Origin of the sequence: Dendronalium phyllosphericum CENA369, assembly GCF_016056275.1 — a bacterium.
Lineage (GTDB): Bacteria > Cyanobacteriota > Cyanobacteriia > Cyanobacteriales > Nostocaceae > Dendronalium > Dendronalium phyllosphericum.
The window spans coordinates 34427-58826 of the sequence record NZ_JAECZA010000014.1; the positions used below are offsets into that span (position 1 = coordinate 34427).

Consider the following 24400-nt stretch of genomic DNA (forward strand, 5'->3'; position numbering starts at 1 on the left):
TGCTAACTGCATGTGGTGTCCGAAACAACAGGGGAGTGGAGACATGGATTTACGTAGCGATGCATTGCAAATCCTTAAAGAAACTAGCCGAACCTTTTATATTCCAATTAGTATATTACCGCCAGGATTGCAAGAAGCAGTAGCTTCAGCATACTTGTGTATGCGTGCCATTGATGAAATTGAAGATCATCCAGAACTGGATAATTTTACTAAAGCCAAACTCTTACGAATAATTAGCTTGACATTACAGGCAGGTGTTGATGGTTTTGCGGTTGATGCTTTTTCTGTAGGATTTAGCGGATATGAGAATTCCCTAGAAGAAGTCACTGTTAGGGTGAGAGAATGGTCGCTACTAGCACCTGAAACCATCGCCCCGCGAATTTGGGATGCTACCGCTGCAATGGCAGACCGAATGGCTTACTGGGCAGAAAAAAACTGGAAAATTCATACAGAATCTGATTTAGATCGTTACACCTTTGGAGTTGCAGGTGCAGTTGGTTTGTTACTCTCAGATTTATGGACTTGGTATGACGGAACGCAAACGAACCGCACTCAAGCGATCGCCTTCGGTCGCGGACTACAAGCAGTTAATATCCTGCGTAATCACAAAGAAGATATCAAACGTGGGGTAAACTTCTTTCCAGAAGGTTGGAGTACAACAAATCTTCACGAATATGCTCGTCGCAATCTAATTCTAGCAAATGCCTATACCCAATCTCTGCCTACGGGGCCTGCTTTAGATTTTTGTCAAATTCCTTTAACCTTAGCTCATGGTACTCTAGATGCTCTAGCTAACGGTAAAGAAAAACTTAGCCGTAGTGATGTGTTTGCACTCATTGAGCAGCTAAGTAACATCAGCAAATAAAACAAGCTTTATCCTGATATCCCCTGTTAACAGCCACCATTTTCTGATTTTTCCACTTCATAACAGCCGTAAACAAGCAATAAAGACAAGGACACGTAAAGATTTATGATGAAGACTTTGCTGCTGAATCCACCTTCTTTTGAAGGATTTGATGGGGGAGCTAGCTCTCGCTGGCCTGCCACACGGGAAATTGAATCGTATTGGTATCCTGTATGGCTGGCATATCCAGCTGCTGCGATCGCGGAAAGTCGGGTGCTTGATGCCCCACCGCACGGTATTTCGCCCCAAGAAACTGTGCAAATCGCAACGGATTACGACTTTGTTGTAATTTTTACAAGTACGCCGGGATTTTATAGCGATGTCCGTTTAGCAGAGATGATGAAGGCAGCAAAGCCTAGTTTAAAAATTGCCTTTGTCGGCCCTCATGTCACAACACAGCCAACAGAAAGCTTAATGGCAAGTGAAGCGATCGACTTTGTGACGCATCGAGAGTTTGATTATTCGGTTCCGGAGTTTGCTGCTGGCAAGCCCCTCGAAGAAATCAAAGGTGTGAGTTTCCGCAAAGATGGTCAGATAGTTCACAACGAACCCCGCCCCCCAATTGAAAATTTGGATGCTCTTCCTTGGGCCACGCCTATTTACAAGCGCGACCTCGATGTAACTCGCTACAACGTACCCTTCTTACTGCATCCATACATTGCCTTCTACACCACACGCGGCTGTCCTGCCAAATGCACCTTTTGCCTTTGGCCCCAAACCTTTGACGGTCATGCTTGGCGACAAAGGTCTGTAGATGACGTTGCTAAAGAAGTAGAACACGCCCTGAAACTCTTCCCAGATGTCAAAGAAATTTTCTTTGATGATGATACTTTTACTATCGGTAAACAGCGAGTACTGGCATTGTGCGAGAAATTCAAGCCGCTGAATTTTACTTGGTCTTGTACATCCCGCGTGCATGTAGATTTAGAAACTCTCCAGGCGATGAAAGCGGCTGGTTGTCGTTTGTTTATTGTCGGGTTTGAGTCGGGTAATTCTCAAATTCTCAAGAACATCAAGAAGGGAGCAACAGTAGAACAAGCCCGCACTTTTATGAAGAACTGCAAAAAAGCTGGTATTGTTGTCCATGGTGATTTCATTATTGGGTTGCCAGGTGAAACCAAAGAAACCATCGAGCAGACACTGGCATTTGCCAAGGAACTGGATTGCGAAACGATTCAAGTGTCAATTGCTCATGCTTTCCCTGGGACTGAACTGTACAGCTATGTCGAAGCAAACAACTATCTGCGTTCTGATGTTGACATGACTGATGAAACAGGCCATCAGTTACCTCACATTGAGTATCCTGGGTTGTCCCGTGGCGAAATGATGCAGGCAGTTGAGTATTTCTACGATAAATATTATTTCCGCCCCCGCATTGTTGCCCGCATTGTCAAGAATGCAATTTTTGATGCCAAGGAACGCCAGCGCTTGTACAAAGAGGCACGGGAATATCTGAACTTACGTGCCAAGCGTAAGCAATTTGTTGCTAGCGAACGGACATAAGAGTATGGGGAGCAAGGGAGCAGGGGAGCAGGGGAGCAGGGGAGCAGAGGAGAAATTTCAATCTCCAATCTCCCTTTCTCATGTCCGCCATATCATTATCAATGGCGATGATTTTGGCTTTTCTCGTGGCGTTAATCAAGCAATTATCAAAGCACACGAGCAAGGGGTGCTGACTAGTACCAGCTTGATGGTAACTGGCGATGCGGCCAAAGAAGCGATCGCTCTAGCACGTACTCACCCCAATTTGGCAGTTGGTCTACACTTGGTGTTGGTATGCGGTCGCGCTGTTTTGCCCCCCTCTCAGATTCCCCATTTGGTTGACTCAATGGGGAACTTCTCAAACAGCCCCTTGCAAGCTGGGTTGCGCTATCAATTCCATCGTGCCGCCCGTGAGGAACTAAGGCAGGAAATTCGCGCCCAGTTAGAAAAATTCCGCGAATCTGGATTACTTCTTTCCCATGTGGACGGACATTTACATTTACACGTCCATCCAGGAGTACTGAATATTCTAGTTGAGTTTGCACAGGAGTTTGACATTCGAGTTATTCGTCTGCCATCTGAAGAACTGAGAATGTCTTTAAAGCTTGACCGTCGGGAATTACTAACTAAGCTTGTTTGGTCGGCGGTATTTGGTGGATTGCGTCGCTATGGTGAAGGTTTGCTGACATCTCAAGGTATTAGCTTTGCCAATAGAGTCTACGGGTTGCTGCAAACAGGTTCCATGACTGAGGAATATTTGCTTGGACTCATACCCCAGATTCAGGCTGATTTGGTTGAGATTTACTCTCATCCCGCAGTACTTAAAGATGGAGAACCACACAACGGGCCACTAGGGGCGGGTGAAATAGAACTTGCTGCCCTTTTAAGCGAGGAAGTGCGCCAAGTGTTGGCAATCAATGGCTTTGAACTAACTAATTACGTGAAAGCAACCCGTAATATCGTGCCCGGCTAAAGACTTATCGTTAAGACCGCAGGGGAGCGAGGGGAGGAGTTTTCAGGCTTTCTGCATAGATTAGCTTAATTACAAGTTGTTAGCCGGACATGATTTGATAACGAATTAGCCGGACTTGGTATCATTTATAATGAATATACGTAAAAAACAAGCTAAAGCAAAGTTGTTGCCTATACTTTAGCCTGTTCTTTTCACTATATATGCTTTCCCAATTTGGTTAACGTGGTAATTGTTGGTATTAGGTAATCAGTTCTAGCCAACGATGGCCTAACTAGATTAAACGTTTACTTTAGCCTTTGACCAGACACCATTTTCATCTTCATCATAGTTTTTGTGCACTGCTTCCCATGCTGCTTGTTCGGCTGTGAACTCATCGCTTGTCTCACTTAATACAGCATTGTAGCGTTCTATAAATGTGCGTTGAGCATCACTAGAAAGATGCGATCGCACCTCTGGAGACAAATCTTCTGCACTGTTGCAAGGGCCAAGACAAGGGCGAGCAAATGTTTTCTCAACTGTATGAATTTCTTCGCCACCAGCACTTTCGAGTAGCAATTGAAATTCACCAACGCGATCGCTCGGCACTTCTATCATTGATAAGAATTCGCCAGCTTGTAAACGAGTTTGATAAATAGCGGCTTTATCTTCTGGCATTCCCCAAGCAGTCAGAGCCGATACTAAACCAGCACCCGCACTACCTGCGATCGCGCCGCTAGTAGCTCCTAATAACAGGGCACTAATTGGGCCTGCTGCGACAATTGAACCGATAAAGGGAATGAACAGTACACCTACGCCTGTAAGCAAGCTGAGGAAGGAACCAAACAAAGAGCCAAAAATTGCTCCTGTTCTCAAACCTCCTAAAATTTTGTCTTTTTTAGTAATAAAGCCAGAAATTCGAGTTTCTGACTGGAAATTTCTGCCCATGACCGAAATCCGATCTCTAGGCACACCTCTGTCAAGTAAACGTCGAATAACATCATCAATCTGCTTTTGTTCTTTAAATACAGCAGATATTGTACGTTCTGCTTTGTAAGCTTCTGGCACTTGAATACTCCTTGAATCTTGCTTTTTATAGTTGATATGTGAGAAGGCAGTTGCGGGAAGATTAATTCTTCCTACAAACTGCCATCCTCAAATCAAAGGAACTGCAAGAAACGAATCGCCTTTTTACAGTTGTTTACTGGAAACAGTAAACAAAGCTAATAGGATGTCTTTCATTTGGAAGTTCCCAAATGTTATGACCTGGATTTACATCTACTATTGGCTACACGCCTATCGGGGTTTTAGCTTCTGTTGCTGGCTTTGAACCATTTGGCTCTATAGGTTGGCCTTCAATAAACGAGCGCAGCATCCAGGCAATTTCTTCATGTTCTTCCATCAGTCCAGTCAGAAAGTCAGCTGTTCCCTCATCATGGAACTCCTCGCTGGCTCGATCGATATGCTCTCTCAAGTTACGAACAATCTGTTCGTGATCTTCCACAAGATTAGCTACCATCTGCGTTGCTGTGGGTACATCACCAGCATGTTCTTTAACGGAGGCAATCTTGAGGAACCCCTCCATTGTGCCAACTGGGTAGCCACCCAAAGCACGAACCCGCTCTGCTAAAGCATCAATATTGAGAGTCAGTTTTTCGTAGTGTTCTTCCCAAAGCTGGTGCAGGCTACGGAACTGAGGGCCGACCACATCCCAGTGGTACTTTTTAGTTTTGACTAACACCACATAGGAATCTGCTAAATCATGATTCAACAGATCTATTACTCCTTGACGCTGTTCCTCTGTTAAACCAATGTTTATCGGACGCATTGCTTTCCATCCCTAAGCGAACTTATTCAATAACATCTCAAAATTCCCATATATTAGGCATCAACCATAGGAAATATTGTGCAAGCTTTATAAATTACGACTTAAGTTTGTATTTATCTGTACCTCATAACAGATAACAAGTAAAGCTAATTAAAAAAACTTTAATATACAACCAATTTTTATTTCCTCTATTATTTCAATATAAAATAATAGACATCTTGAAAGCCGCCAGCAATCAAGATGTCCATTTTATTCAGACGTAAAGTAGTTTCAAAAATGAATTGCTTACTTATTACCTGTCACTTTTCCTAAAAAATTCTCTACCTCATCTCTAACTGAGGTTGCACCCTGCGAATTATCAGGACGCTTCTGCTTCTCAATATCAGCAGCCCCTTGAACCTCATTAAGTCCCTCGTTTGATTTCTTTTGAACTTCTTTCAGTCCTGGTGGTGGCTCTTTAGCAACTTCGTCAGCTTCGCGCTGAGTTCCTAAAAGTTGTGTAGTAGCATCTTTAGGATCGCTTTGAGGGCTACTTATTGCAAAGGCTGGAACTGCACTAGACAACAATAGTAACGCACAAGTAAAAGCCACAATTAAGAAGCGCACCGGGCGTAGGCTAGATAAAACAACAGTAAAAATTTTCATTTGCAATCCTCAATAACAGCTTCAACAACACAGGACTTGTCTTGCAAAAGAAGCCCATGCTTTTACCTGGTAAATTTGACCCCTCAAAATTATCAAGGTATGCTTCTATAGTTCTAAGTCCCTAAATCATGAAATTTTAAAGCACACATCGCGTGTATTTCAGCTTTGTATAATAATAAATTTAGAAAATTTATTATATTAAACATTGCGTTTTACACAGATAGTCTTCGGTCAAATTTCACCTACTTAATTATTACCTATTAGAGACTAACACTTGCATCAATCTCCAGAATGAAGTTTATTCTATCTAGAGGTACATTAAAATCAATCTATAGATATATCGACTAGAGTTAAATTATACGATTTGAATACTCTAATCAGCAAATTGAGGCAAAATATTTTCACTCGAAATTCTACAAGCGATCGCCTGTATTCTATTTATATTCAAATAGCCTTTACCACTTCATATCTATAAATATATTTATTCATATATTAATTTAATATTTGTGTTTACAGGACATTGCCTCTATCAAGCAAGGCAAACTCCTGGCATCGACATGAGATCGAAGGTTGCGATCGCCCAGAAAAAATAGTGAACTAGATACACGGACAGAGCCGATCTCCAACAATCAGCTACCAAAAAAATGGGTGGTAGAGGAGTCGAACCTCTCTAGTACGGATTAAAAGCCCGCTACACAGCCGCTATGTCAACCACCCATAAAAAAATGGGGATAGTAGGACTCGAACCTACGACCTTGAGATTAAGAGTCACCTGCTCTAACCAACTGAGCTATATCCCCATAAAAATTAACTCCAGGGGTGGGAATCGAACCCACAACCTCGCGCTTAACAGCCGCTTGCTTTGCCAATTGAGCCACCCCAGAATAGCCTTTGTCCAGGAATTAAACCTAGCTACTCGTCCTTCAAAAAGACAAGTCTGCATCCGGTAGACAAAGGAAACTTCTTTCACAGTATTAATCCACCAGGGAGGTACTGCCCCTCCTATCTCTGTGTTATCAGCACAGCGCCTCGCTTTTCGGCTTCAGGTGGATAGGCGGAAGATGGAGGAATCGAACCCCTACAGGTATCTGTACCCTGGTTTTCAAGACCAGTTGCCGTCCATTCAGCGGCATCTTCCATTCAGGGGTGTCTGACGGGACTTGTAGACGCGAAGCGGCTTCTCGAAGAGTACCCGCTATGACTGGTTCCACAAACCAGCGCCGCGATCGCTTTGGCTTCAGACACCATCAGTGGAATCAATGGGAATTGAACCCATGACCTCCTGCTTGCAAGGCAGGCGCTCTAGCCAACTGAGCTATGACCCCATCAAACAAGTGAAAAGAGTAAAGTTAAAAGTCAAAAGAAAGAGAAATAATTAAATTTGTTCTTTTGATTTTTAACTTTTTCAGGCGAGAGTGGTAGGACTCGAACCTACAACTTTCGAGGTAGAAGCTCGAAGCTCTATTCCATTGAGCTACACTCCCAATATTTGGTAGTCCTGGCAAGATTTTAACCTGCAACCTTTTGCTTGTAAGGCACTTGCTCTACCGTTGAGCTACAGGACTACGCAAGCGAGTGGAGGGACTTGAACCCACGCACTGAATATGGCGCACTCAGATGCTACCGACTACATCACACCCGCAGAAATCAGAGCGGACGGCGAGATTTGTAGACGCAAAGCGGCTTCCCGAAGGGTACTCGCACGAAGACGGTGGAAACGTCTCATGCTACCGTTACATCACACCCGCATTCTGAAGCTGGTAACAAGAATTGAACCTGCAACCTACTGATTACAAGTCAGTTGACGGATACTCGCCTCAACGGGGGGAACCCCCGCACGGCGGTGTCCTCCTCTGCCAATTGAGCTACACTAGCATTTGGTGACGGGGGCAGGAATTGCACCTGCTGATGTGAGGCTTATGAGACCTCCAAGCCACTCTTGCTTCATCCCCGCAAAATCACCAAATACCCCTGACTGGATTTGAACCAGCAACCTCTTCGTTCTAAGCGAAGCGCCTCTTCCGTTGGGCTACAAGGGCAAAGTCTGAGTGGTAGGGATTGAACCTACGACCTTGAGTTCCCGAAACTCCTGCGCTCCCAACTGCGCCACACCCAGATATTTTGGTACTCCCGACAGGATTTGAACCTGTAAAAAACTAGATCCTCGGTCTAGTGCGTCTTCCATTCCGCCACGAGAGCTTAGTACCCCTGACAGGATTTGAACCTGCAAAATCTGGACTCTGATTCCAGCACGTATGCCAGTTCCGTCACAGGGGCATATCGGGATGGCAGGATTTGAACCTGCGACTCCATGCTCCCAAAGCATGGCTTCTGGCCGCTGAATTACATCCCGTTGGTACTCCTGGTGGGACTCGAACCCACAACCAGACAGATTTTAAGTCTGCCGCCTCTTCCAATTGGGCTACAGGAGCAAGTTTTAGATTTAAGTTTTAAATTTGGTACTCCTGGTGGGAATCGAACCCACAACTTACCGTTTTTGAGACGGCAGCCTCTTCCAGTTGGGCTACAGGAGCAAGATTTGGCAGCCCCGCCAGGACTCGAACCTGGAATCTCCGCCTTCAAAGGGCGCGATGTTGCCAATTACACCACAGGGCTGTATTGCCAGGGCAGGGTTTGAACCTGCAACCTCATCGTTCAGAGCGATGCGACTTCCCAATTCGTCCACCCGGCAATGAAATAAATGGCTGCCTCAGTAGGACTTGAACCTACAACCTCGCGGTTAACAGCCGCTGGCTCTGCCATTGAGCTATGAGGCAACGCAGCCCCCCAGGTCGGAATCGAACCGACGACCTCCTGTTCTTCAGACAGGCGCTAACTACCAACTGAGCTACCGGGGGATAAAGAGGAGAGATGGAGCTTAGCCGTGGACTGATTTAGTTCCGCTTTAATCAGCCACTCCATCATCTCTCCCATCTAACGAGAGCGGAGGGATTTGAACCCTCACGTCTTCAGTTTCGTAGACTGAGATGTTATCCAGTTACACCACGCTCTCAAGAGGGACTAGGGACTGGGGACTAAGTACAGGGTATTAGTATTTTTACTCAGCACTCAGCACTTTTAAGGCGGAGAGGACAGGATTTGAACCTGCGACGGGCATTAACTACCCGTTTCCTCTTAGCAGGAGGATGCTTTTAGCCACTCAGCCACCTCTCCACAGTGGGTCGAGCAGGATTTGAACCTGCGCGCAAAATAGAACAGTTTTACAGACTGTCGCCTTCAACCAGACTCGGCCACCGACCCGAAATAATTCCCCCGACGGGATTTGTAGACGCGAAGCGGCTTCTCGAAGAGTACCCGCAATCTCTGCTTTGAAAGAACAGCGACTTAAACCGTTCGTCCACGGGGGCACGATTGACGCAGGGACTAGGATTTGAACCCAGAACATCGGATTTGGAGTCACGAGGTGTTGCCATTACACCATCCCTGCATTGGTGGCAGCGGAGGGATTTGCACCCGCATCAACCAGGGTATGAACCTGGTGCTTTGCTAGTTAAGCTACACTGCAATGTCACCAAAGGCTGAGGTGAGATTTGAACTCACGATGTCGGTTTTGCAAACCAATGCCTTCGACCACTTGGCTACTCAGCCGTTTGGGAGCCTCGACGGGAGTTGCACCCGCTTCTCTGTGCTTGAGAGGCACAGCGACTTATCTAGTCGTCCACAAGGCTACACGGGAGTAACGAGACTTGAACTCGCAACCTATCGCTCGACAGGCGATCGCTCTAACCAGTTGAGCTATACCCCCATGTTTGATATCTGTGCCCAATTTTTAGGCTTTTAGGCACAGATTGTTGGTGAACTTGCCCATTTCTTATTCAGTTTTCAAGGTTCGGAAAAATTACTTATGACTGTTAGAAACTGTTAACAAAATAACCGACGCTCTAAGTAATAAACCTGTTGTGTATTACTGATGTATTCGATTGTTTTTGTCTTCGCAAATTTAGAACTTTTTTCGTTTCTTGTTTCTACTTCAGATGGTTTGGAAGTAGAAGGGGCTTTGCCACCCCTGCGTTGCCGCACTACTTGGATGTAGAACATAACTTTTACCTTGGAAGCTTTGTCTTTCGCTTCACTACGTTTATACTACAAAAATACTACAAAAATTGTCAAGGGGTTTGGGAAAATTTTTTTGTAATTGTCTAAAACTGTCTCTGGATATAGGTTGTAGTTTGCTAAACTCTCTAAAAAGCAGAACTACAGTTTACAATCGAACGAGTTTTTGGAAACCTGATGTGGCAAACAACCTTAAGCGACAAAGTATATTTGGTGTTATGGCGATCGCTTTCTCTGTAACAGCTTGTAGCATGAACCCAGGTAAGCTTCCCCAATTGAAAACTGACCTACCAACAAGTAAACTTCATGCTGCAAAATTTCCAGTTCAGCCAACAAACAGCAAAGTTAATTCCCAAGTATTACCAGCAGCCAAAGTAGAAAACCTCTCTTTCGCTGCACCAAATAAATTTCAGGGAAAAACAGTTTATCAAGTGCATCTTGGCAGTAATGAAAAGGTTATTGCCTTGACTATTGATGATGGCCCTTGGCAAAATACAACCTCACAAATGCTAGATATTCTCAAGCAAAATGATGTGAAAGCGACATTCTTTTGGGTAGGACAAGCCTTACAAGCCAATCCGGAACTTGCCAAGCGAGAGGTAGCCGAGGGACATGCAATCGGCAATCATACTTGGCATCATTGGTATCGACGGATGGATGAAGCCACAGCCAAAAGTGAAATCGAACGCACAGCCGACTTAATTTACAAAACTACAGGAGTGAAAACTTATTTGTTTCGTCCTCCTGGAGGCTTTTTAAATAACGGACTAGCTGCTTACGCTAAAAGTCAGAAAGATACTGTAATTATGTGGTCGCTAACTTCAGCCGATACCGATCCCCATGCCAAACCGCAAGCATTTGTGAACAATGTTCTCAAAGGCGCAAAACCAGGTGCTATTGTTTTGATGCATGATGGTGGTGGCGATCGCCAAAGAACCGTAAAGGCTTTGCCACAAATCATCAGCGGACTCAAACAGCAAGGCTACAGATTTGTAACAATTCCCGAACTACTCAAAATACCATAAAGGGTGAGAAATTCAACTCACCCTACTTTTTTGTTCATTCACTCATCACAGAAGCGCAAGCTTGCGCTTCTTGCCAAAGTTTATGTAACAAAAACTCGGCGCGATCGCTCATCGTAGTAGTAAATACACCTACAGCGTTCTCTGAATTATCTGATAGCCAAGAACCCCGCAAAGTGACTTCTAGAAACTCTGTGTCACAGACACACAGGGAAATGATTTCACTGTCATCTCGTTTCACCTCAGCCTTCAGCAAATCTACCCCTGGTAAATCAACAGGCAGCAAAAAGGAAGCAGTGCTAGGTTCAACACACAGACTTTGTCCGACTCGCAGTGCCAAAATCACTCGCTGCGCCACCCATTCCTCTGGCGACTGAGTAAGACACTCTAAATAAAAGCTCCCTTCGGTGTAAGTTAATTTCAGCATTCCTTATGCTCTCCTGTTATTCCAGGTTTGCTTGCACATTTATCCAGAATTGTTTGACCCAAAAAATCGTTTGATGGACTGGTGTCTTTAGCGCTTGTTGTCGTTGCATACCAGCTTCAAACAAGGTACAGTCACCTTTACGGGAGTTACATCTTTCATAAGCTGTGACTAAGTTATCCCAAGTGTGTGAGCCGCTTTTAAATCGCAAAACCAGAGGATTTAGTTTTGGATGTTTGCTACTATCGCAATATTGGCAACTGCGATCGTCTTTTTGCAACATTTCCCACCCATTGACTGGCAGAACTTTCCACATACGCTTACTAGAAGCAATTTTCAAGCGAATATGTTTTGGCACATCTATTACTAAGCTAGGTAATTGAACTCGCCATCCGCCTTGCGTCGGGAAACCTAACGCTTCAGCTTTGTTTGTTACTAACGGTACAATTGCTCGCTTGATATTGACCTGACACAGTGGCAAGTCATTTTGTGAAAAAACCACCATAGATTGCTTTAAGTTCGCGTAGCGTCTCGAAGATGTCGTCACAGCTTCACTCCTTATAAAGAAACCCCCGCTTCTGGTTCGGGAGAAGCGGGGGTTAGAAATTGACCGAAAAATTTTCTGGTCTTATATCGGTACAGTATTCCTTCGTCTGTACCTCCCGCTTCCTTCATCTAGTTGTGGTTTTGCATTCAGCGCGCTAATGCTGAAATATCTAAAATCATAATTACCCTCTGTGATTTGCCAATGAATTTGGCTCCCATCGCCCATAAATAAATACTCCACTCCCGCAGCTGCTAATTCCCAACTGGCTCGGCAGTTGGTAGCACGCGAAGAAGTGGAGATGGGGTAAATGGATATCACAGAAAATTTCACCTATTGAACATTCCTTTAAACATACTACACTTGTATTACTATCCTGTCCACACTTTAAGGAGAAAAAATCATGCATACAATCGCTCGCACCCCAACCACAGACATGGAAGTTACCAGCATTCGCCTAGAGCGAGAACTCAAAGAAAAACTCAAAGAGATAGCTGGCAATCAAGGGTATCAAGCTTTGATCCGAGATATCCTCTGGAATTATGTCCAGCAAAAATCAGGTGAGTGGAAACCCCGATTTTCACGAGCCGATATTCGAGCTAGTATAGCTGCCACTGCTCAACAAGAAGAACGTTGTGTACTTACAGGTCAACTTATTCAACCCCAACAACCGATGTTGCTAGGACTGACGAGGAATGGCGATATGGTTCCTCTGAGTGTCGAGAGTCTGGCTGGATAGCCCTATATTCAGGTGAATGCAGCTCGGTTACTAACTAAGGCAACCGAGCTGCATTCATAATTTAATTTTACTTATTATATTTATTATATTTATTTAAAAAATTTATAAAAACACTTCTTAAATCTTGAAAAGAAAAAAGATTTATTCTCTTAAAGAGTACAACAAAGAAACAAGACATCTTTGTGACAACCCCCTACTTTCAGTCAAAGTTTGTCCCCAATTCCCTTATCTACTTCTCCATAATTACAGCACTTGCAGATGAAAACCAGCAGACTTTAGTAAATAAACAACCGTAGAGAATAAAAGTTAGACAACTACATCATAAATTCTTTGCTGGAGTTCTCGATTGGTCATCCACATTTTTCCTGTAATTTTGCTGTAATAGTATTTAACGTTTAGCAAACCCATAGAAAAGAGTAGCTTACTTCATAAAAATTAATGCCAAAAATAATACTCGTTCTATAAAATAACCTCAGTATTAGCACGGCATTTATTTTTGAACTTGCTGCCTCAATTCCAGAAGAATTACGGTTTATGTATAGTTACAGACAGGGTATCCTAGGCCAAAGTTAGTGAATCAAGTCTGCATAAGTCACTCAAAGACAAGTTGGTTGAAGCACTTAAGTATATTTTAAATATTTTAATACCTATGTATAAATTGGTTTAATATACCAGTATCTTGGTCATCTATATAAAAAAAGGCTACAACAGGTAAAAGCAAAGTCTTAATACAAAGATTTGCAATTCCTCAGGTGGAACAACACCACTAAAAGTGAAAAATATGCCAAGAATTTGGGTGCAAAACAAATGGGGTCATTATCTAAAAGCGTGCCAGGAATGAAAAATCATTTATCACTGCCGCCACAGTGCCCGGATGACCTAGAGCGACTACAACCATATCCAGTTAAGCTGATGCAGCATCAGGAAGAACTAGCCCACCAGTTGGGGCAAAAGATTAACTACATCATTGCCAATACCTCAGTAACGGCACTGATGCTGCAAGAGATTGCCCAATTGCTGGGAGTTACCTCTAAAGTTGATTGCTGCTTGGTTACTGTTACTGATGAAGCATCGGTCGAACCGACCACTGGTAATTGGTGTTGTGATGAATATCTAGGAATGCCTCATCTCAGCGAGATGTTCCCGATGGAACAGTTGCTAATGGACTGGCGAGTATTGCAATGTGTTGCTGAAACTTTAACTATTGAGGATATTGCAACAATTCAAAACAGTTTGGTAGTTGGGTGTCAATACTTGCCATTGCCGATCAAAGCGGTATTAGCTATTCCTACCCGTTTTGGAGGAAAAAATAATGGCGTGATTAGTCTGATTAAATTCCAACCCCATGACTGGAGCGAATCAGAAAAACAATTACTAAAAGCGGTGGAGTCGTCTTGCGCGATCGCTTTTTCCCAAGTGGCACAAGCACAGTTGATTGCTGCTCAACAGCAGTATTTGCAAAAGACCAACCAACACCAAAGCTTAATCAAGCAATTAACAATACTTAGTCGTACAAACTTGGAGATCAATCAAATGCTCCAGTTGGCGATCGCATCTACTGCCGAGTCTCTCCAGGCAGATCGGGGTTTGCTAATACTTTTGAAATATACAGATCCTCTGTTTAGAATTCAACCCAAAAAACAAATTCCTAATGCCAAAGCTACTGTTGTTGGCGAATGGAATCGAGAATCACAAACTTCTCGTACTAGTAGAGCAAACAGCTTAGAAGAGTCCTTTTCGCTTACAGATTGTGGTTTATGCCAGCGCGTGTTTGTAGACTCTGGAAAACCAGTAATCATCAATGACTATACAGAATTACAAGATACATCGGTAGTTGCCTCTTTGTTTGCAGTTGAGGTATTGCCAGCAGTCCTATTAATGCCATTAGAAAATCAAGGTAGAATTTTAGGATTCTTAGTGCTACAGCAAGCGGTTCCTCGCAGTTGGCAAGTAGCAGAATTAAATCTTGTGGAAATGGTTTGTGCCCAAGTGAGCAATGCCATAATTCAGTCACAGACATTGCGGCAAGTACAAACTGTGGTAGATGAGCGAACGGCGAAACTTAAAAGCAGTCTGGAACTTCAAGCCAAATTGCATGAAAGAACCCGACAATATGTAGAGCAGCTGCGGGAACTTAACGAACTCAAAGACGAGTTTTTGAGTAACATGAGCGATCGCCTGCGCTACCCGCTGACAAATATGCTAATGTCTATCAAAAATTTACGTCGGCCGGGAGTAACACCGGAGCGTCAGTCCACATACCTAAATATCCTAGAGCAAGAATGTACTAAAGAAATAAATTTAATCAATGACTTGTTGAAACTGCAAAAATTAGAGTCTCACCAAGAACCTCCTCAGTTTGAAATTATTGATTTAAATACTAAAATTCAGGAATTAGGCGCGTCCTTTGAGAAAAAGCTCGTAGATAAAGGATTAAGTATAACCGTAGATTTACCACAGGAGCCGTTAAAACTACAAACCGAACTAGAAAGTTTTGACCGCATCCTTCAAGAACTATTAAATAACGCCTCCACGTACTCTGAGCGTGATACTATCGTTCGCTTGCAAGCCACTCACCAAGTCGAGCAACTTGCCGACCAAGTTACAATCAAAGTGACTAACACAGGACGTGGCATCTCCGAAGAAGAGGCAACCTACATTTTTGATAGGTTCCGTCGCGGTAGAGGAGGACGTTGGACACCTGGGACTGGCTTAGGATTAGCTTTAGTCAAGTCCTTAGTACAGCATCTGAATGGGTCAATTTCCGTTGAGAGTATTCCCATCTCAGATTCCCAACTGAGCGAAATTTGCTTCACTCTCACTCTGCCTCAATTTTCTGACGAAAGTAAACCATAAATCTGAAAGTGACTGAACAACACAACACCACAGAGGATCTCGATCTCATCGGAGCTGGTGAGGACACAACCCTAGAAGACAAGTTTGCTGCTAATGCAGGTGATTTGCCAGATGTGGCAGTCCAAATTGAGAAAATCGCAGAGCGACAGCGGCAAATTAGTGCTAAGGTGCAAATTCCCCAACCAGTTGAAGCAATCTGGAAAGTGCTTACAGATTATGAAGCCTTAGCTGACTTTATACCCAACCTAGCCAAAAGTCGCTTGCTTGAGCATCCTAACGGTGGTATTCGACTCGAACAAATCGGTTCTCAGCGCCTACTCAATTTCAACTTCTGTGCGCGTGTGGTTTTGGATTTGGTAGAGAATTTCCCCAAAGAAATTAATTTCCAGATGGTAGAGGGAGATTTCAAAGGCTTTTCTGGTAGCTGGTGTCTAGAGCCTTATTCTTTTGGTGAGTTTGTCGGTACTAATCTCTGCTATACCATCCAAATTTGGCCTAAACTGACTATGCCAGTGACAATTATCGAACGTCGCCTCAGTAACGATTTGCGTTTAAATCTTTTAGCTATTCACCAGCGTGTAGAGCAATTGGCTAATCAAAATTCATAGAGTTTATTTGCCTTCACTTCAAAAATCTTCTTGAGGTGAAGGCTGATTCAGTAAAGACAGAAAACATTCTGTTTTTACAACTAGTTTTTGCTTACTTAAGTACCCCCAGGGGAATTCGAATCCCCGTTACCTCCGTGAAAGGGAGGTGTCCTAGGCCTCTAGACGATGGGGGCATCAGACTCAGACCTTATATAAGTTAACGAATTTTTCCGTTGATGTCAACGGTTATTGCCAAAAAAGTTTTGAGTGAAAGCTAAACAAGTTGTAAATAGCAGCGATCGCTACAAAAATCAAATAATAAAGTAATTATTTGTTTATTTCATTAGCTGAAGTAATATAAGCTCCAATGCATAATTGCAAACTCAAATATACTTCGCTATCTTGGGTTGATACCACGTATCCAAAGAGGCGCTTTTAATTTCTAACTAAGCACTGCTATTTCTCCCAAACTAGTAAAAATAGAGTATTATCAAAAACTAAGTATGAAAAAAAGTTTGAATTTAGCAAATACAAAGGGTGTGATGTTGTACCCTTTAGAAGTAATATTTACTCTTCTTTACAAAAGATTTTGAAATATATCGCTCAAAATCTACAACATGGAAGCATCTTTTGAAATCACCATACAGATGGCGATCGCTGTTTTTGCAGGGATTAGCGCCCAAGTGCTGGCCGCATACTTGCGCGTACCGAGCATCGTCTTGTTGCTGTTATTAGGTATTGTGCTTGGCTCTGATGGCATTGGGTTTTTGCACCCCCACTTGCTAGGCACAGGACTAGAGGTGATTGTTGCTCTGGCGACAGCAATAATTTTATTTGAAGGCGGACTCAACTTGGATCTGCGAGAATTAGGTCGAGTTTCAGTGAGTTTGCAATTACTCGTAACCTTGGGAACGCTAATCACACTGCTTGGCGGTAGTATGGCGGCTCATTGGTTAGGTGAATTTCCCTGGAATATAGCTTTTCTCTACGCTTCCATAGTTGTGGTGACAGGGCCAACTGTGGTCAGTCCTCTACTCAAACAAATCAATGTGGATCGACAAGTGGCAACCCTTTTGGAAGGGGAAGGGGTTTTAATCGATCCAGTGGGGGCCATTCTTGCCTTCGTTGTCCTTGACACGATTGTGAATGGCGATACCGATCCCATTAACGCTATCGTCGGGTTACTTTTGCGTTTGGGAGTTGGTGCGGCAATTGGTGGAATCGGTGGCTATTTGATGAGCTTGATTTTCAAACGCGCCCATTTTTTATCATTCGAGTTAAAAAACTTAGTAGTGTTGGCGATACTGTGGGGTTTGTTTTGTTGGGCACAAACGATCCGCAGTGAAGCGGGAGTAATGACAACAGTAGTTGCAGGAGCGGTATTTGCCAATTCCTCAGTGCCAGAAGAACGCTTGTTGCGTAGCTTTAAAGGTCAGTTAACAATTCTGAGCGTTTCTGTACTATTCATCCTGCTAGCAGCGGACCTATCAATCGCTAGTGTGTTTGCTTTGGGTTGGGGCAGTTTATTTACTGTTTTGGTGTTGATGTTCGTCGTTCGCCCGATTAACATCTTGTTGTGTACCTGGAATAGCGACCTCAATTGGCGACAAAAACTGTTTTTAAGCTGGGTTGCTCCTAGAGGGATTGTTTCTGCTTCTGTTGCTTCTTTATTTGGAATTTTGCTAACACAGCGAGGCATTAACGGTGGTGATGCCATCAAAGCCTTAGTCTTTCTGACAATTATCATGACGGTTGTCTGTCAAGGGCTAACAGCTGGCTGGATTGCTAATTGGCTGCAAATCACTTCTAAAGAAGCCACTGGAGCAGTAATTGTAGGTTGTAATCCGTTGAGTCTATTGATTGCCCGATTCTTTCAAGAACGGGGAGAAAACGTCGTCATGATTGATACTGACCCCGAATGTTTTTCCCAAGCAGAAGCCCAAAATCTGCGGGTGATATCGAGCAGTGCCCTTGATGCTGCGGTTCTAGAAGAAGCAGGACTGGCCTCTATAGGCACTTTTTTGGCGATGACTAGTAATGGTGAAGTGAATTTTGTCTTAGCTCAACGGGCTGCTGAGGAATTTCATCCGCCACGCGTTTTAGCAGTTTTTCCCCGCGACCCACAAGCGACTGGAAGCTCAAATAATAAGGTTCACCAAGCTTTTGCCACAGATTTAGCAATTAAGACTTGGAATGAGTACCTCAATGATGGGCGCGTCAAGTTAGGTACAACTACGCTGGATGAATCGGAATTTTCTAATCAACTAGATCGCATACAAGAAAAGATTCGGACTGGGGTATTAGTGCCTCTGTTGCTAGAACGAGAAGAACGCCTACAGATAATGCCAGCAAATCAAGAGTGGGAAGTAGGCGATCGCATTATTTATTTGTTATATGACCCCAGACCTAACCTTTTAAAACGTTTATCTGGCGCTACCCAGTCTACTCCTTTGTCTGTTGAAAAGTTACCGGAGTTGGAAGAAGTGCCTCTAGCCAAGTTAGCTCAACTTTCTGTTAGCGATGCGCCTGGTGGGTGAGGACGGTACTGGGGACTGGGGATTAGGAACTGGGGACAAGGGAGCAGAGGAGCAGGGGGAGATGAGGGGGATGAGGGAGACAAGAAATAATAATTACTCCTACCTCCTACCTCCTGCCTTCTGCCTTCTGCCTTCTGACTCTTGACTACTGACTACTGACTAATGACTCTTCCTGAGACATTTCCTTTTCTTGCCAGAGTAATGCTGATAAATGCACTACAGCCAGAATTACGGCAGTAATCGAAATCAAATAGTTGTGTATGGCGTACATGTGTTGGACAGTAAGACTGCTGATTGCTCCGCCGCCCGTCAAGATGTCTCGCAGTTGGGAACCGACTAAAGGAATTGCTTCGATATTTCCTAGCTCTATGTTAAAACGCCAGTATCCTTCTTGATCCCAAGATAAAATCATCGCTGTCCAATCTAGAGCGATCGCATTCAGGGTGAATAAAATGCCGCTCACCCAAGCAATCAGCCAACTCTTGCGAAATTGGCGACTTAAAAACATTGCCACAATTTGAATCAGGGCGATCGCGATTACTGCATTACCAGCAAGATCGTGCGCTCTGTGGAATAGCCAACCGTATTTCACTTCTGTATCAATCATTCTCAGTGAATGATAAGCCCCACCTGCTGTCGGTTCGTAGTAAAAAGACAGTAAAATTCCGGTTGAGACATAAATTAAAGACAAGCTAAGAATTACGACTGAGATTACAGTCGTTAGTCGCTGCAAAATCCTATCGAACTCGGTGCTTTGCATGGCTGACTCCTCTTAAATTTTTTAACTAAAAGTGTATTTTTATTACAATTTTAGCTAAGAAAAATTAAGTTATTTTGTGTTTTATCATAAAAAGAAACTTTATTAAATTAAATATCGTACCCAAGCTTTTAATGGTTCTGGCGAACCGTACCAAATTCCCGGACTTCTGGGGGAATGCCTGACACCTTCAATCACAAGATTTTCAGCACCTTCTAGATGGGCAGTTGCAATCGGTGTGATGCCATCTCCCCAAGTGTTACCAGTACCACAGGTTAATTGATAACTGCTGTAAGCTAGCCAGCTGCCACGCCGCCTTGCTCCAAAAATGGTTTTTCCCGCAACACAAACGTAACGGACATTTTTGTAAAAAGCTCCAGGGTAGTTATTGTTAACAAAATCCAGAGTTGAGCGCGTCCAGCGTTCTTGGCTGATATGGGGCGTACCTAGAGTAATCAGAGTAGCAACCAAGGGGTGAGCTTTCCAAAGGGACGATTTCAGCTCGCTCCTTGCTAAATAAGGTTTTTCTCCCAAATAAATACGGGAAATCCAACCTCCAGCTGAGTGACCAATCAAGTTGATTTGAGCGGCATTACATTCAAGTAATATCTGTTTGACTGTGCGATCGAGTTTCCCCAAAATCGGCGTTACTGGTCTTCCACCGAGAGTAGATATCCAGTCCCGCCGTCGCAGCGGGACTGTAACCGTTGGAAACCCCAACTGCTTGAGGGATTCTTCTAATTGGCGATAAGCGATCGCACTTTCTAAATATCCAGGTAAAATAACGGTAGGTAATGGCATTTTGGCAATTTAGGCGTTCAAATATTAAAAAGTAATGCCAATCTGAGGACAAAGAGCAAAATTAGCTACAGTTTGCGATTGGGGCGATGTGGTATTGTTTGCTCAAATTTCCTTATGTGTTACGAGCATTGGGAAATATATTACAAAAGCAAAACTGAATCAAAAGTAGTCAGGAGGTCAAATAGGTAACTCAAGCAAGCCTAGTCTACGTCTTGAGACTGACGCGTTCGCCTTGACTAACAACTACTCTAGGTTTCAGTTTTTGTTGTGCATCACCTCACAAAAATTGAAGCGATCGTTTTTAAGAACTTCGTCAGCAAATGCAACTCAAAAGTGCAATACTGCCTTATTAAAATAAAAACTTCAAAAAAATACAATCTTACCGTTTTGAGTGCCAGCGCAGGAAGTTATTATTTTTAAGAGGGCGCAACTATTGCAATAAAGATAAATTCCCTTGTGTTAACTGCAATTGAGCCGAGTGAACGATAACAGCTATGTCTTACGTCTCCCTACTAAAAAATATACCAGAAGTCTTAAGCCAGCCAACTGGAATAGCAGCTATAGCATCTCTTGGTATCCACGGTGCTATTGCGTTGATTGTGCCATTGATGCCTATAGACTCTAGCAAATCTCAACAATCAGCATCAACAAAACCAGTAGGAATTTTGGAATTAAGCCAAGCAGACCAAAACCGTCTGCCGCAAACTCCAAATAGCAACCAAGTTGCTTTGCAACCCCAACTACCCCAACTACCCCAACAATCTCAATTACCTCTCCAACAATCTCAATTACCTCTCCAACAATCTCAATTACCTCTTCAACAGTCAGTTCCGCCAAATCTGGATGCCCAATCGATTGTGTTGCCCCCGTCGCCACCTGCGTATATGCAACCAATCTCACCACCGATTGTCACAAACCCAAACGATTATCGTATTTCTTCCTCGTCTCCACGCCGGTCTTTGCAGCAAGTTCCTAGAAATGACCTAGGATTTGATACGTCTGGTTTCAATGCTGCTAACAAAAAATTCACTACACCAATTTCTAATTTTAGCGAAAAGGAATTAGCGTTAGGAGAATCTAAACCGCTGCCTGTAGATCCGTTGCCGAAAGTATCTCCGGCTAGAATACCCAATGATTTGCTGAATGCCCAGCCTCCTAGCCCTTCAGTTGCTCCACCGATTACGGCGGCAAACAGTAATATCACTCGCCAAACTACGCCAGTTAGCAATGATACGTACAAAGTTGCTCAAAACCGATCGCAAGTAGCTCCGATTGGAGAAATTCCCAAAGCTGGAGATAACTTGACCTTAGCAAGTGAAAGTATTAGCAGGCAGTCAGGCGTTACACCTAAAATGCCTAATTTGCCTACGCAAGCCACACAACAGACTATCGTTGCTCAGGTAAACTCTTACGAAAATTTGAGAAAAGCTGTTCAGAGAGAATACCCCCATTCGCAAGAAAAAGCAGTCATTCGCGACACAATCTCTACAGATAAACCTGGCATTGAAGGTACGGTATTGGGTTATTTAGTAGTAGATCCTGAAGGTAAAGTCTTAGACATCAAGTTCCAAGACAAGTCAATTACCCCTGATTTACAATTAAAGGCTAGAGAATATTTCAATGCTAAGGCTCCTAAGGGAGATAAGCAGACTAACCGTTATCCATTTAGCCTGCGTTTCCAAAACAATGACAATAACTCTGCTGAGGCTACTCAAGAGCAAAAGCCAGCTGTAGTTATTCCCAAACCTTTGTCTACATCGGTTAATGGAAATCAGCCAACGTCAACACCAGCAACTAGTGTTAAACCATTACCAGCACTGCGAATTAGAAACGAGCAGCCAGCACCTGCACCGATAACCAATGTCAAACCATTGCCTACACCAGCTGCTAACAATACTCAACAGCCGCTCTCTGTCGAACCCAGTCAAAAATTAATACAAAAGTTGAACGAGGTAAGACAGCAAAGACAAAACTCTAATCCAGAAAAATAAAAACGGTTTGGAGTTTCACGCTAGTTTTCTCAAGTCAACCCATTGCTGCACGGTGAGTCCAGCATTGCAAGAGGGTTTACCTCGGCTGTGACGACTGGTGTGGCAAAACCGTACGCCAAGCTGGCTCCTTAAGTACAGGAGCCAGTATTTTGCATAAATTTCCACGCCACTACTACAACAAGGCAAAAGTAAATCGAACCTTGAGCGAATAACTATAGCCGTAGCCACACCCTTTAGGAGAGTTATGATTGCTCAAAGTCTTAAAGTAACTGGGTTTTTACTCAGCACTCAGCACTCAGTACTCAGCACTCAGCACTCAGCACTTTGCTATAAATCACCAACCTTGTTCTGATTGTTGGAGAACGTAAGCAGCTACTTCTAAAATTTCCTCAGCGCTCAACTTGTTTTTAAAGGCAGGCATAGCATTTTTGCCGTTCTGTACTTGATGGATAATCGCCTGAATTCGATCTCGTTCATAGTTTTCCAGGTACTTTAACAATGCTTCCTTTTTCAAAGTTTTCTGAGAAATGAGGATATTACCACCACCTATATGGCAGGCAGCACAGTTATCATTGAAAATTTTGGCTCCGTTGGGTGTTTCGGCAGCTAGTGCTGGATGAATAGAGGTCAGTCTGAATAGAGCGATCGCCGACAATAATACTATTAATATACGTATTTTCAAGATATTCTCCTCACAAGAAGCCTCCAGCAACTCATTCTATGGTTTAAAAGAAGCCTCAGAATAGTTATTCTAAAGTTGCCAGTCGCTATTTGTACTCTACCCCATAAGGTTTTATTTCCTAGAGAGTATAAACGTGATTAATTTCTGATGTAGGCAAATTTGAACAAAATTAGCGGTGACGAGCTCATAACCTCCATCGCCATGTGGCGTTGAGTATTCTCGGCGGAAATAGGACTCGTCACCGCCATTTATCTTTCCTTTTATGAACCACTCTAGAAAGGTGGCGTGTTGGTTTTGGCCAATCTTGCTGAGGAACCGGGAAAATTATCTTGTCTCAAAAGTGCTGATTCTATTCGACAACGATTTTACCAGCCATACCAGCACCACGGTGGGGTTCGCAATAGAAGCTATATTCACCAGCAGGCGCGTCTTTTGGAAAAGTGGTTGTTTGCTTTTGACCGGGACTCATCAACAACTGTTTATGAGACAGAGATTTTGCTAAATCAGCGCTCTTAGATGGGTTTTTGCCAGCGTCAAACACAACATTATGGGGAGGAACTTTATTGTTCACCCATTCAATTGTGTCGCCTGGTTTAATTGTCAACTTAGATGGTTCAAATGCCAATAATCCTTTATCACTACCCAGTTTCACCTGATATGTTTCAGCCGCAGCGCTGGGAGTAAAAACAGCAAAGCTACTAACAACTAAAAGGATTGTTAACACAGCTAGGCTAAAGCGTCGCCAGCTTGCCGCAATTAATTTCATGACTCTCTCCTAACAAATAGTTTTTATTTTGCTTATTTCATTTTAAATAAAATCAACGCTAAATATGACAATCTGTCATAGATAGAATTTTTTTTAACAATAGGGAAAAATACATAGCAAAAAATTGCGCAAATAGCAATAACTACTAAATTGCATTACACTAAAAAATCTCAGGGTAAAGTAAAGAAGGTAAACAGTCTAAATCAGAATTTTTTATTTTTCTTGAGAAATTATCCCCTTGCCTTGCTTTTCAAAAATTTTCTGTACCCCAACCAGGAGCTTTTTGGGCTGCTGTGAGAACAAAGGCAGCTAAACTTTCTATTTGCTGTTGCGATAATTGACTTGGAGGTAACTGACGACACCAGTAAGTTTCTTGACTACCATCGTAGGTCATGGGTTGGCGCATGAAGGTAACTAGAGAATTGACGCGATCGCGTGGAGGATAAGCTTTTTGAAGCTTTAAGAGCGACAGAGAGACTTGCGGATCTGGCAACGTCGCACCGCCCACATGACAATTAATACAGTTATTTTCAAATAATTGCTTGCCTACAGACAATTCTTGCGGTGAAAACAAACGCGTGTTACTTTGTTCGTCCATTTCTAGAGAAATTGGCTCTGTGACATGCAAGTATCTAGCTATGTAGGGGTCAATCTTGTTAGCAGCTTGGGCTGGTAAGCTACTGCTGTGGTAGACCACAAAAACAATGACTAAAACCAATAAACGGGTAAATAACTGACACAGCATCAGAAGCTAGTGAGTGATTGCGAGCAAACGTATAACTGAGGTACTGGGGACTGGGGACTGGGGACTG

General features: G+C 43.3%; 22 protein-coding genes and 28 tRNA genes. 10 read left to right on the plus strand and 40 right to left on the minus strand.

Annotated elements, in window-relative coordinates; genetic code table 11:
- The first annotated feature begins 43 nt into the window (after positions 1-43).
- From I8752_RS05850 to hpnK, 3 genes are all read left to right on the plus strand, one after another.
- Positions 44-865 (plus strand): squalene/phytoene synthase family protein, encoded by an 822-nt coding sequence (locus tag I8752_RS05850; protein ID WP_214431391.1) that lies wholly within the window; start codon positions 44-46, stop codon positions 863-865.
- A 105-nt stretch (positions 866-970) separates the two neighbouring features.
- A complete protein-coding gene (gene hpnJ / locus I8752_RS05855) occupies positions 971-2407 on the plus strand; it encodes a hopanoid biosynthesis associated radical SAM protein HpnJ (protein WP_225895468.1) in 1437 nt (478 codons plus the stop codon).
- Positions 2367-3359, plus strand: a complete 993-nt coding sequence (hpnK, locus tag I8752_RS05860; protein WP_318780817.1) for a hopanoid biosynthesis-associated protein HpnK — start codon at positions 2367-2369, stop codon at positions 3357-3359. The genes hpnJ and hpnK overlap by 41 nt, the downstream gene beginning before the upstream one ends.
- A 276-nt stretch (positions 3360-3635) precedes the next feature.
- Here hpnK and I8752_RS05865 read toward each other — a convergent pair whose 3' ends face one another.
- The 7 genes from I8752_RS05865 to I8752_RS05895 all read right to left on the minus strand — a co-directional run bounded on the left by I8752_RS05865 (position 3636) and on the right by I8752_RS05895 (position 6946).
- Positions 3636-4403, minus strand: coding sequence for a ChaB family protein (locus I8752_RS05865; protein ID WP_214431393.1), 768 nt, complete (start codon positions 4401-4403; stop codon positions 3636-3638).
- A 220-nt stretch (positions 4404-4623) separates the two neighbouring features.
- Positions 4624-5163: a Dps family protein gene (locus I8752_RS05870; RefSeq protein WP_214431394.1), complete on the minus strand. Its 540-nt coding sequence runs from the start codon at positions 5161-5163 to the stop codon at positions 4624-4626.
- A 285-nt stretch (positions 5164-5448) separates the two neighbouring features.
- Positions 5449-5808 carry a hypothetical protein gene (locus tag I8752_RS05875; RefSeq protein ID WP_214431395.1) on the minus strand — a complete coding sequence of 120 codons (360 nt, stop codon included), beginning with the start codon at positions 5806-5808 and terminating at the stop codon, positions 5449-5451.
- 645 nt (positions 5809-6453) lie between these two features.
- Positions 6454-6525, minus strand: a tRNA-Lys gene (locus tag I8752_RS05880).
- Between the two features lie 9 nt (positions 6526-6534).
- A tRNA-Lys gene (locus tag I8752_RS05885) sits at positions 6535-6608 on the minus strand.
- Between the two features lie 11 nt (positions 6609-6619).
- Positions 6620-6692: transfer RNA gene (locus I8752_RS05890), tRNA-Asn, on the minus strand.
- 171 nt (positions 6693-6863) lie between these two features.
- Positions 6864-6946, minus strand: a tRNA-Ser gene (locus tag I8752_RS05895).
- An 8-nt stretch (positions 6947-6954) separates the two neighbouring features.
- On the opposite strand from I8752_RS05895, the gene I8752_RS37955 reads away from it, so the two are divergent.
- Positions 6955-7086, plus strand: a complete 132-nt coding sequence (locus I8752_RS37955; protein WP_263985287.1) for a hypothetical protein — start codon at positions 6955-6957, stop codon at positions 7084-7086.
- On the opposite strand, the gene I8752_RS05900 is transcribed toward I8752_RS37955, so the two are convergent.
- The 24 genes from I8752_RS05900 to I8752_RS06015 form a co-directional block, all read right to left on the minus strand.
- Positions 7060-7133: transfer RNA gene (locus I8752_RS05900), tRNA-Ala, on the minus strand. The genes I8752_RS37955 and I8752_RS05900 overlap by 27 nt on opposite strands.
- 85 nt (positions 7134-7218) lie before the next feature.
- A tRNA-Arg gene (locus I8752_RS05905) sits at positions 7219-7292 on the minus strand.
- Positions 7293-7378: 86 nt separating this feature from the next.
- Positions 7379-7450, minus strand: a tRNA-Gly gene (locus I8752_RS05910).
- Between the two features lie 324 nt (positions 7451-7774).
- A tRNA-Leu gene (locus tag I8752_RS05915) sits at positions 7775-7847 on the minus strand.
- Between the two features lie 4 nt (positions 7848-7851).
- A tRNA-Pro gene (locus I8752_RS05920) sits at positions 7852-7924 on the minus strand.
- A gap of 6 nt (positions 7925-7930) precedes the next feature.
- Positions 7931-8007: transfer RNA gene (locus I8752_RS05925), tRNA-Leu, on the minus strand.
- Between the two features lie 4 nt (positions 8008-8011).
- Positions 8012-8085, minus strand: a tRNA-Leu gene (locus tag I8752_RS05930).
- 3 nt (positions 8086-8088) lie between these two features.
- A tRNA-Pro gene (locus tag I8752_RS05935) sits at positions 8089-8161 on the minus strand.
- 1 nt (position 8162) lies between these two features.
- A tRNA-Leu gene (locus I8752_RS05940) sits at positions 8163-8240 on the minus strand.
- A 25-nt stretch (positions 8241-8265) separates the two neighbouring features.
- A tRNA-Leu gene (locus I8752_RS05945) sits at positions 8266-8342 on the minus strand.
- 6 nt (positions 8343-8348) lie between these two features.
- Positions 8349-8424 (minus strand) — tRNA-Gln (locus I8752_RS05950).
- Positions 8425-8427: 3 nt separating this feature from the next.
- A tRNA-Gln gene (locus I8752_RS05955) sits at positions 8428-8500 on the minus strand.
- A gap of 10 nt (positions 8501-8510) precedes the next feature.
- A tRNA-Asn gene (locus tag I8752_RS05960) sits at positions 8511-8585 on the minus strand.
- Between the two features lie 6 nt (positions 8586-8591).
- A tRNA-Phe gene (locus tag I8752_RS05965) sits at positions 8592-8666 on the minus strand.
- A gap of 80 nt (positions 8667-8746) precedes the next feature.
- Positions 8747-8821, minus strand: a tRNA-Arg gene (locus I8752_RS05970).
- 71 nt (positions 8822-8892) lie between these two features.
- Positions 8893-8982 (minus strand) — tRNA-Ser (locus I8752_RS05975).
- A 4-nt stretch (positions 8983-8986) separates the two neighbouring features.
- Positions 8987-9069: transfer RNA gene (locus I8752_RS05980), tRNA-Tyr, on the minus strand.
- Between the two features lie 7 nt (positions 9070-9076).
- A tRNA-Glu gene (locus tag I8752_RS05985) sits at positions 9077-9175 on the minus strand.
- 9 nt (positions 9176-9184) lie between these two features.
- Positions 9185-9256 (minus strand) — tRNA-Trp (locus I8752_RS05990).
- A gap of 2 nt (positions 9257-9258) precedes the next feature.
- Positions 9259-9334, minus strand: a tRNA-Met gene (locus I8752_RS05995).
- 10 nt (positions 9335-9344) lie between these two features.
- Positions 9345-9417: transfer RNA gene (locus I8752_RS06000), tRNA-Cys, on the minus strand.
- Positions 9418-9420: 3 nt separating this feature from the next.
- A tRNA-Glu gene (locus I8752_RS06005) sits at positions 9421-9497 on the minus strand.
- Positions 9498-9500: 3 nt separating this feature from the next.
- A tRNA-Asp gene (locus tag I8752_RS06010) sits at positions 9501-9574 on the minus strand.
- A 116-nt stretch (positions 9575-9690) separates the two neighbouring features.
- Positions 9691-9867, minus strand: a complete 177-nt coding sequence (locus I8752_RS06015) for a hypothetical protein (RefSeq protein WP_214431396.1) — start codon at positions 9865-9867, stop codon at positions 9691-9693.
- Positions 9868-10061: 194 nt separating this feature from the next.
- Here I8752_RS06015 and I8752_RS06020 point away from each other — a divergent pair, with 194 nt between their 5' ends.
- Entirely contained in the window at positions 10062-10907 is an 846-nt protein-coding gene (locus tag I8752_RS06020) for a polysaccharide deacetylase family protein (RefSeq protein ID WP_404827078.1), read from the plus strand.
- Positions 10908-10941: 34 nt separating this feature from the next.
- Here the strand turns inward: I8752_RS06020 and I8752_RS06025 are convergent, their stop codons facing one another.
- The 3 genes from I8752_RS06025 to I8752_RS06035 all read right to left on the minus strand — a co-directional run bounded on the left by I8752_RS06025 (position 10942) and on the right by I8752_RS06035 (position 12205).
- Positions 10942-11331: an alr0857 family protein gene (locus I8752_RS06025; protein ID WP_214431397.1), complete on the minus strand. Its 390-nt coding sequence runs from the start codon at positions 11329-11331 to the stop codon at positions 10942-10944.
- A 16-nt stretch (positions 11332-11347) separates the two neighbouring features.
- A complete protein-coding gene (locus I8752_RS06030; RefSeq protein WP_214431412.1) occupies positions 11348-11833 on the minus strand; it encodes an HNH endonuclease in 486 nt (161 codons plus the stop codon).
- A 123-nt stretch (positions 11834-11956) separates the two neighbouring features.
- Positions 11957-12205: a hypothetical protein gene (locus I8752_RS06035; protein ID WP_214431398.1), complete on the minus strand. Its 249-nt coding sequence runs from the start codon at positions 12203-12205 to the stop codon at positions 11957-11959.
- Positions 12206-12275: 70 nt separating this feature from the next.
- Here I8752_RS06035 and I8752_RS06040 point away from each other — a divergent pair, with 70 nt between their 5' ends.
- From I8752_RS06040 to I8752_RS06050, 3 genes are all read left to right on the plus strand, one after another.
- A complete protein-coding gene (locus tag I8752_RS06040) occupies positions 12276-12611 on the plus strand; it encodes a ribbon-helix-helix domain-containing protein (RefSeq protein ID WP_011321131.1) in 336 nt (111 codons plus the stop codon).
- An 837-nt stretch (positions 12612-13448) separates the two neighbouring features.
- The gene (locus I8752_RS06045; RefSeq protein ID WP_404827079.1) at positions 13449-15467 is read left to right on the plus strand and encodes a sensor histidine kinase; all 2019 of its coding nucleotides are present in this window, start codon (positions 13449-13451) and stop codon (positions 15465-15467) included.
- An 8-nt stretch (positions 15468-15475) separates the two neighbouring features.
- A complete protein-coding gene (locus I8752_RS06050; protein WP_214431400.1) occupies positions 15476-16075 on the plus strand; it encodes an SRPBCC family protein in 600 nt (199 codons plus the stop codon).
- Positions 16076-16175: 100 nt separating this feature from the next.
- Here the strand turns inward: I8752_RS06050 and I8752_RS06055 are convergent.
- Positions 16176-16248 (minus strand) — tRNA-Glu (locus tag I8752_RS06055).
- A 423-nt stretch (positions 16249-16671) separates the two neighbouring features.
- Here I8752_RS06055 and I8752_RS06060 point away from each other — a divergent pair.
- Positions 16672-18591 carry a cation:proton antiporter gene (locus I8752_RS06060; RefSeq protein ID WP_214431401.1) on the plus strand — a complete coding sequence of 640 codons (1920 nt, stop codon included), beginning with the start codon at positions 16672-16674 and terminating at the stop codon, positions 18589-18591.
- Positions 18592-18736: 145 nt separating this feature from the next.
- On the opposite strand, the gene I8752_RS06065 is transcribed toward I8752_RS06060, so the two are convergent.
- Both I8752_RS06065 and I8752_RS06070 read right to left on the minus strand, forming a co-directional pair.
- Positions 18737-19351, minus strand: coding sequence for a cytochrome b N-terminal domain-containing protein (locus I8752_RS06065; protein ID WP_214431402.1), 615 nt, complete (start codon positions 19349-19351; stop codon positions 18737-18739).
- 102 nt (positions 19352-19453) lie between these two features.
- Entirely contained in the window at positions 19454-20149 is a 696-nt protein-coding gene (locus I8752_RS06070; protein ID WP_214431403.1) for an esterase/lipase family protein, read from the minus strand.
- 494 nt (positions 20150-20643) lie between these two features.
- On the opposite strand from I8752_RS06070, the gene I8752_RS06075 reads away from it, so the two are divergent.
- Entirely contained in the window at positions 20644-22140 is a 1497-nt protein-coding gene (locus tag I8752_RS06075; protein ID WP_214431404.1) for a hypothetical protein, read from the plus strand.
- 334 nt (positions 22141-22474) lie between these two features.
- Here the strand turns inward: I8752_RS06075 and petJ are convergent, their stop codons facing one another.
- From petJ to psbV2, 3 genes are all read right to left on the minus strand, one after another.
- On the minus strand, positions 22475-22816 hold the full coding sequence (gene petJ, locus I8752_RS06080) for a cytochrome c6 PetJ (RefSeq protein WP_214431413.1): 342 nt from the start codon (positions 22814-22816) through the stop codon (positions 22475-22477).
- 355 nt (positions 22817-23171) lie between these two features.
- Positions 23172-23588 carry a plastocyanin gene (gene petE, locus I8752_RS06085; protein WP_214431405.1) on the minus strand — a complete coding sequence of 139 codons (417 nt, stop codon included), beginning with the start codon at positions 23586-23588 and terminating at the stop codon, positions 23172-23174.
- 250 nt (positions 23589-23838) lie between these two features.
- Entirely contained in the window at positions 23839-24333 is a 495-nt protein-coding gene (psbV2, locus tag I8752_RS06090) for a photosystem II cytochrome PsbV2 (protein WP_214431406.1), read from the minus strand.
- Positions 24334-24400: the final 67 nt, after the last annotated feature.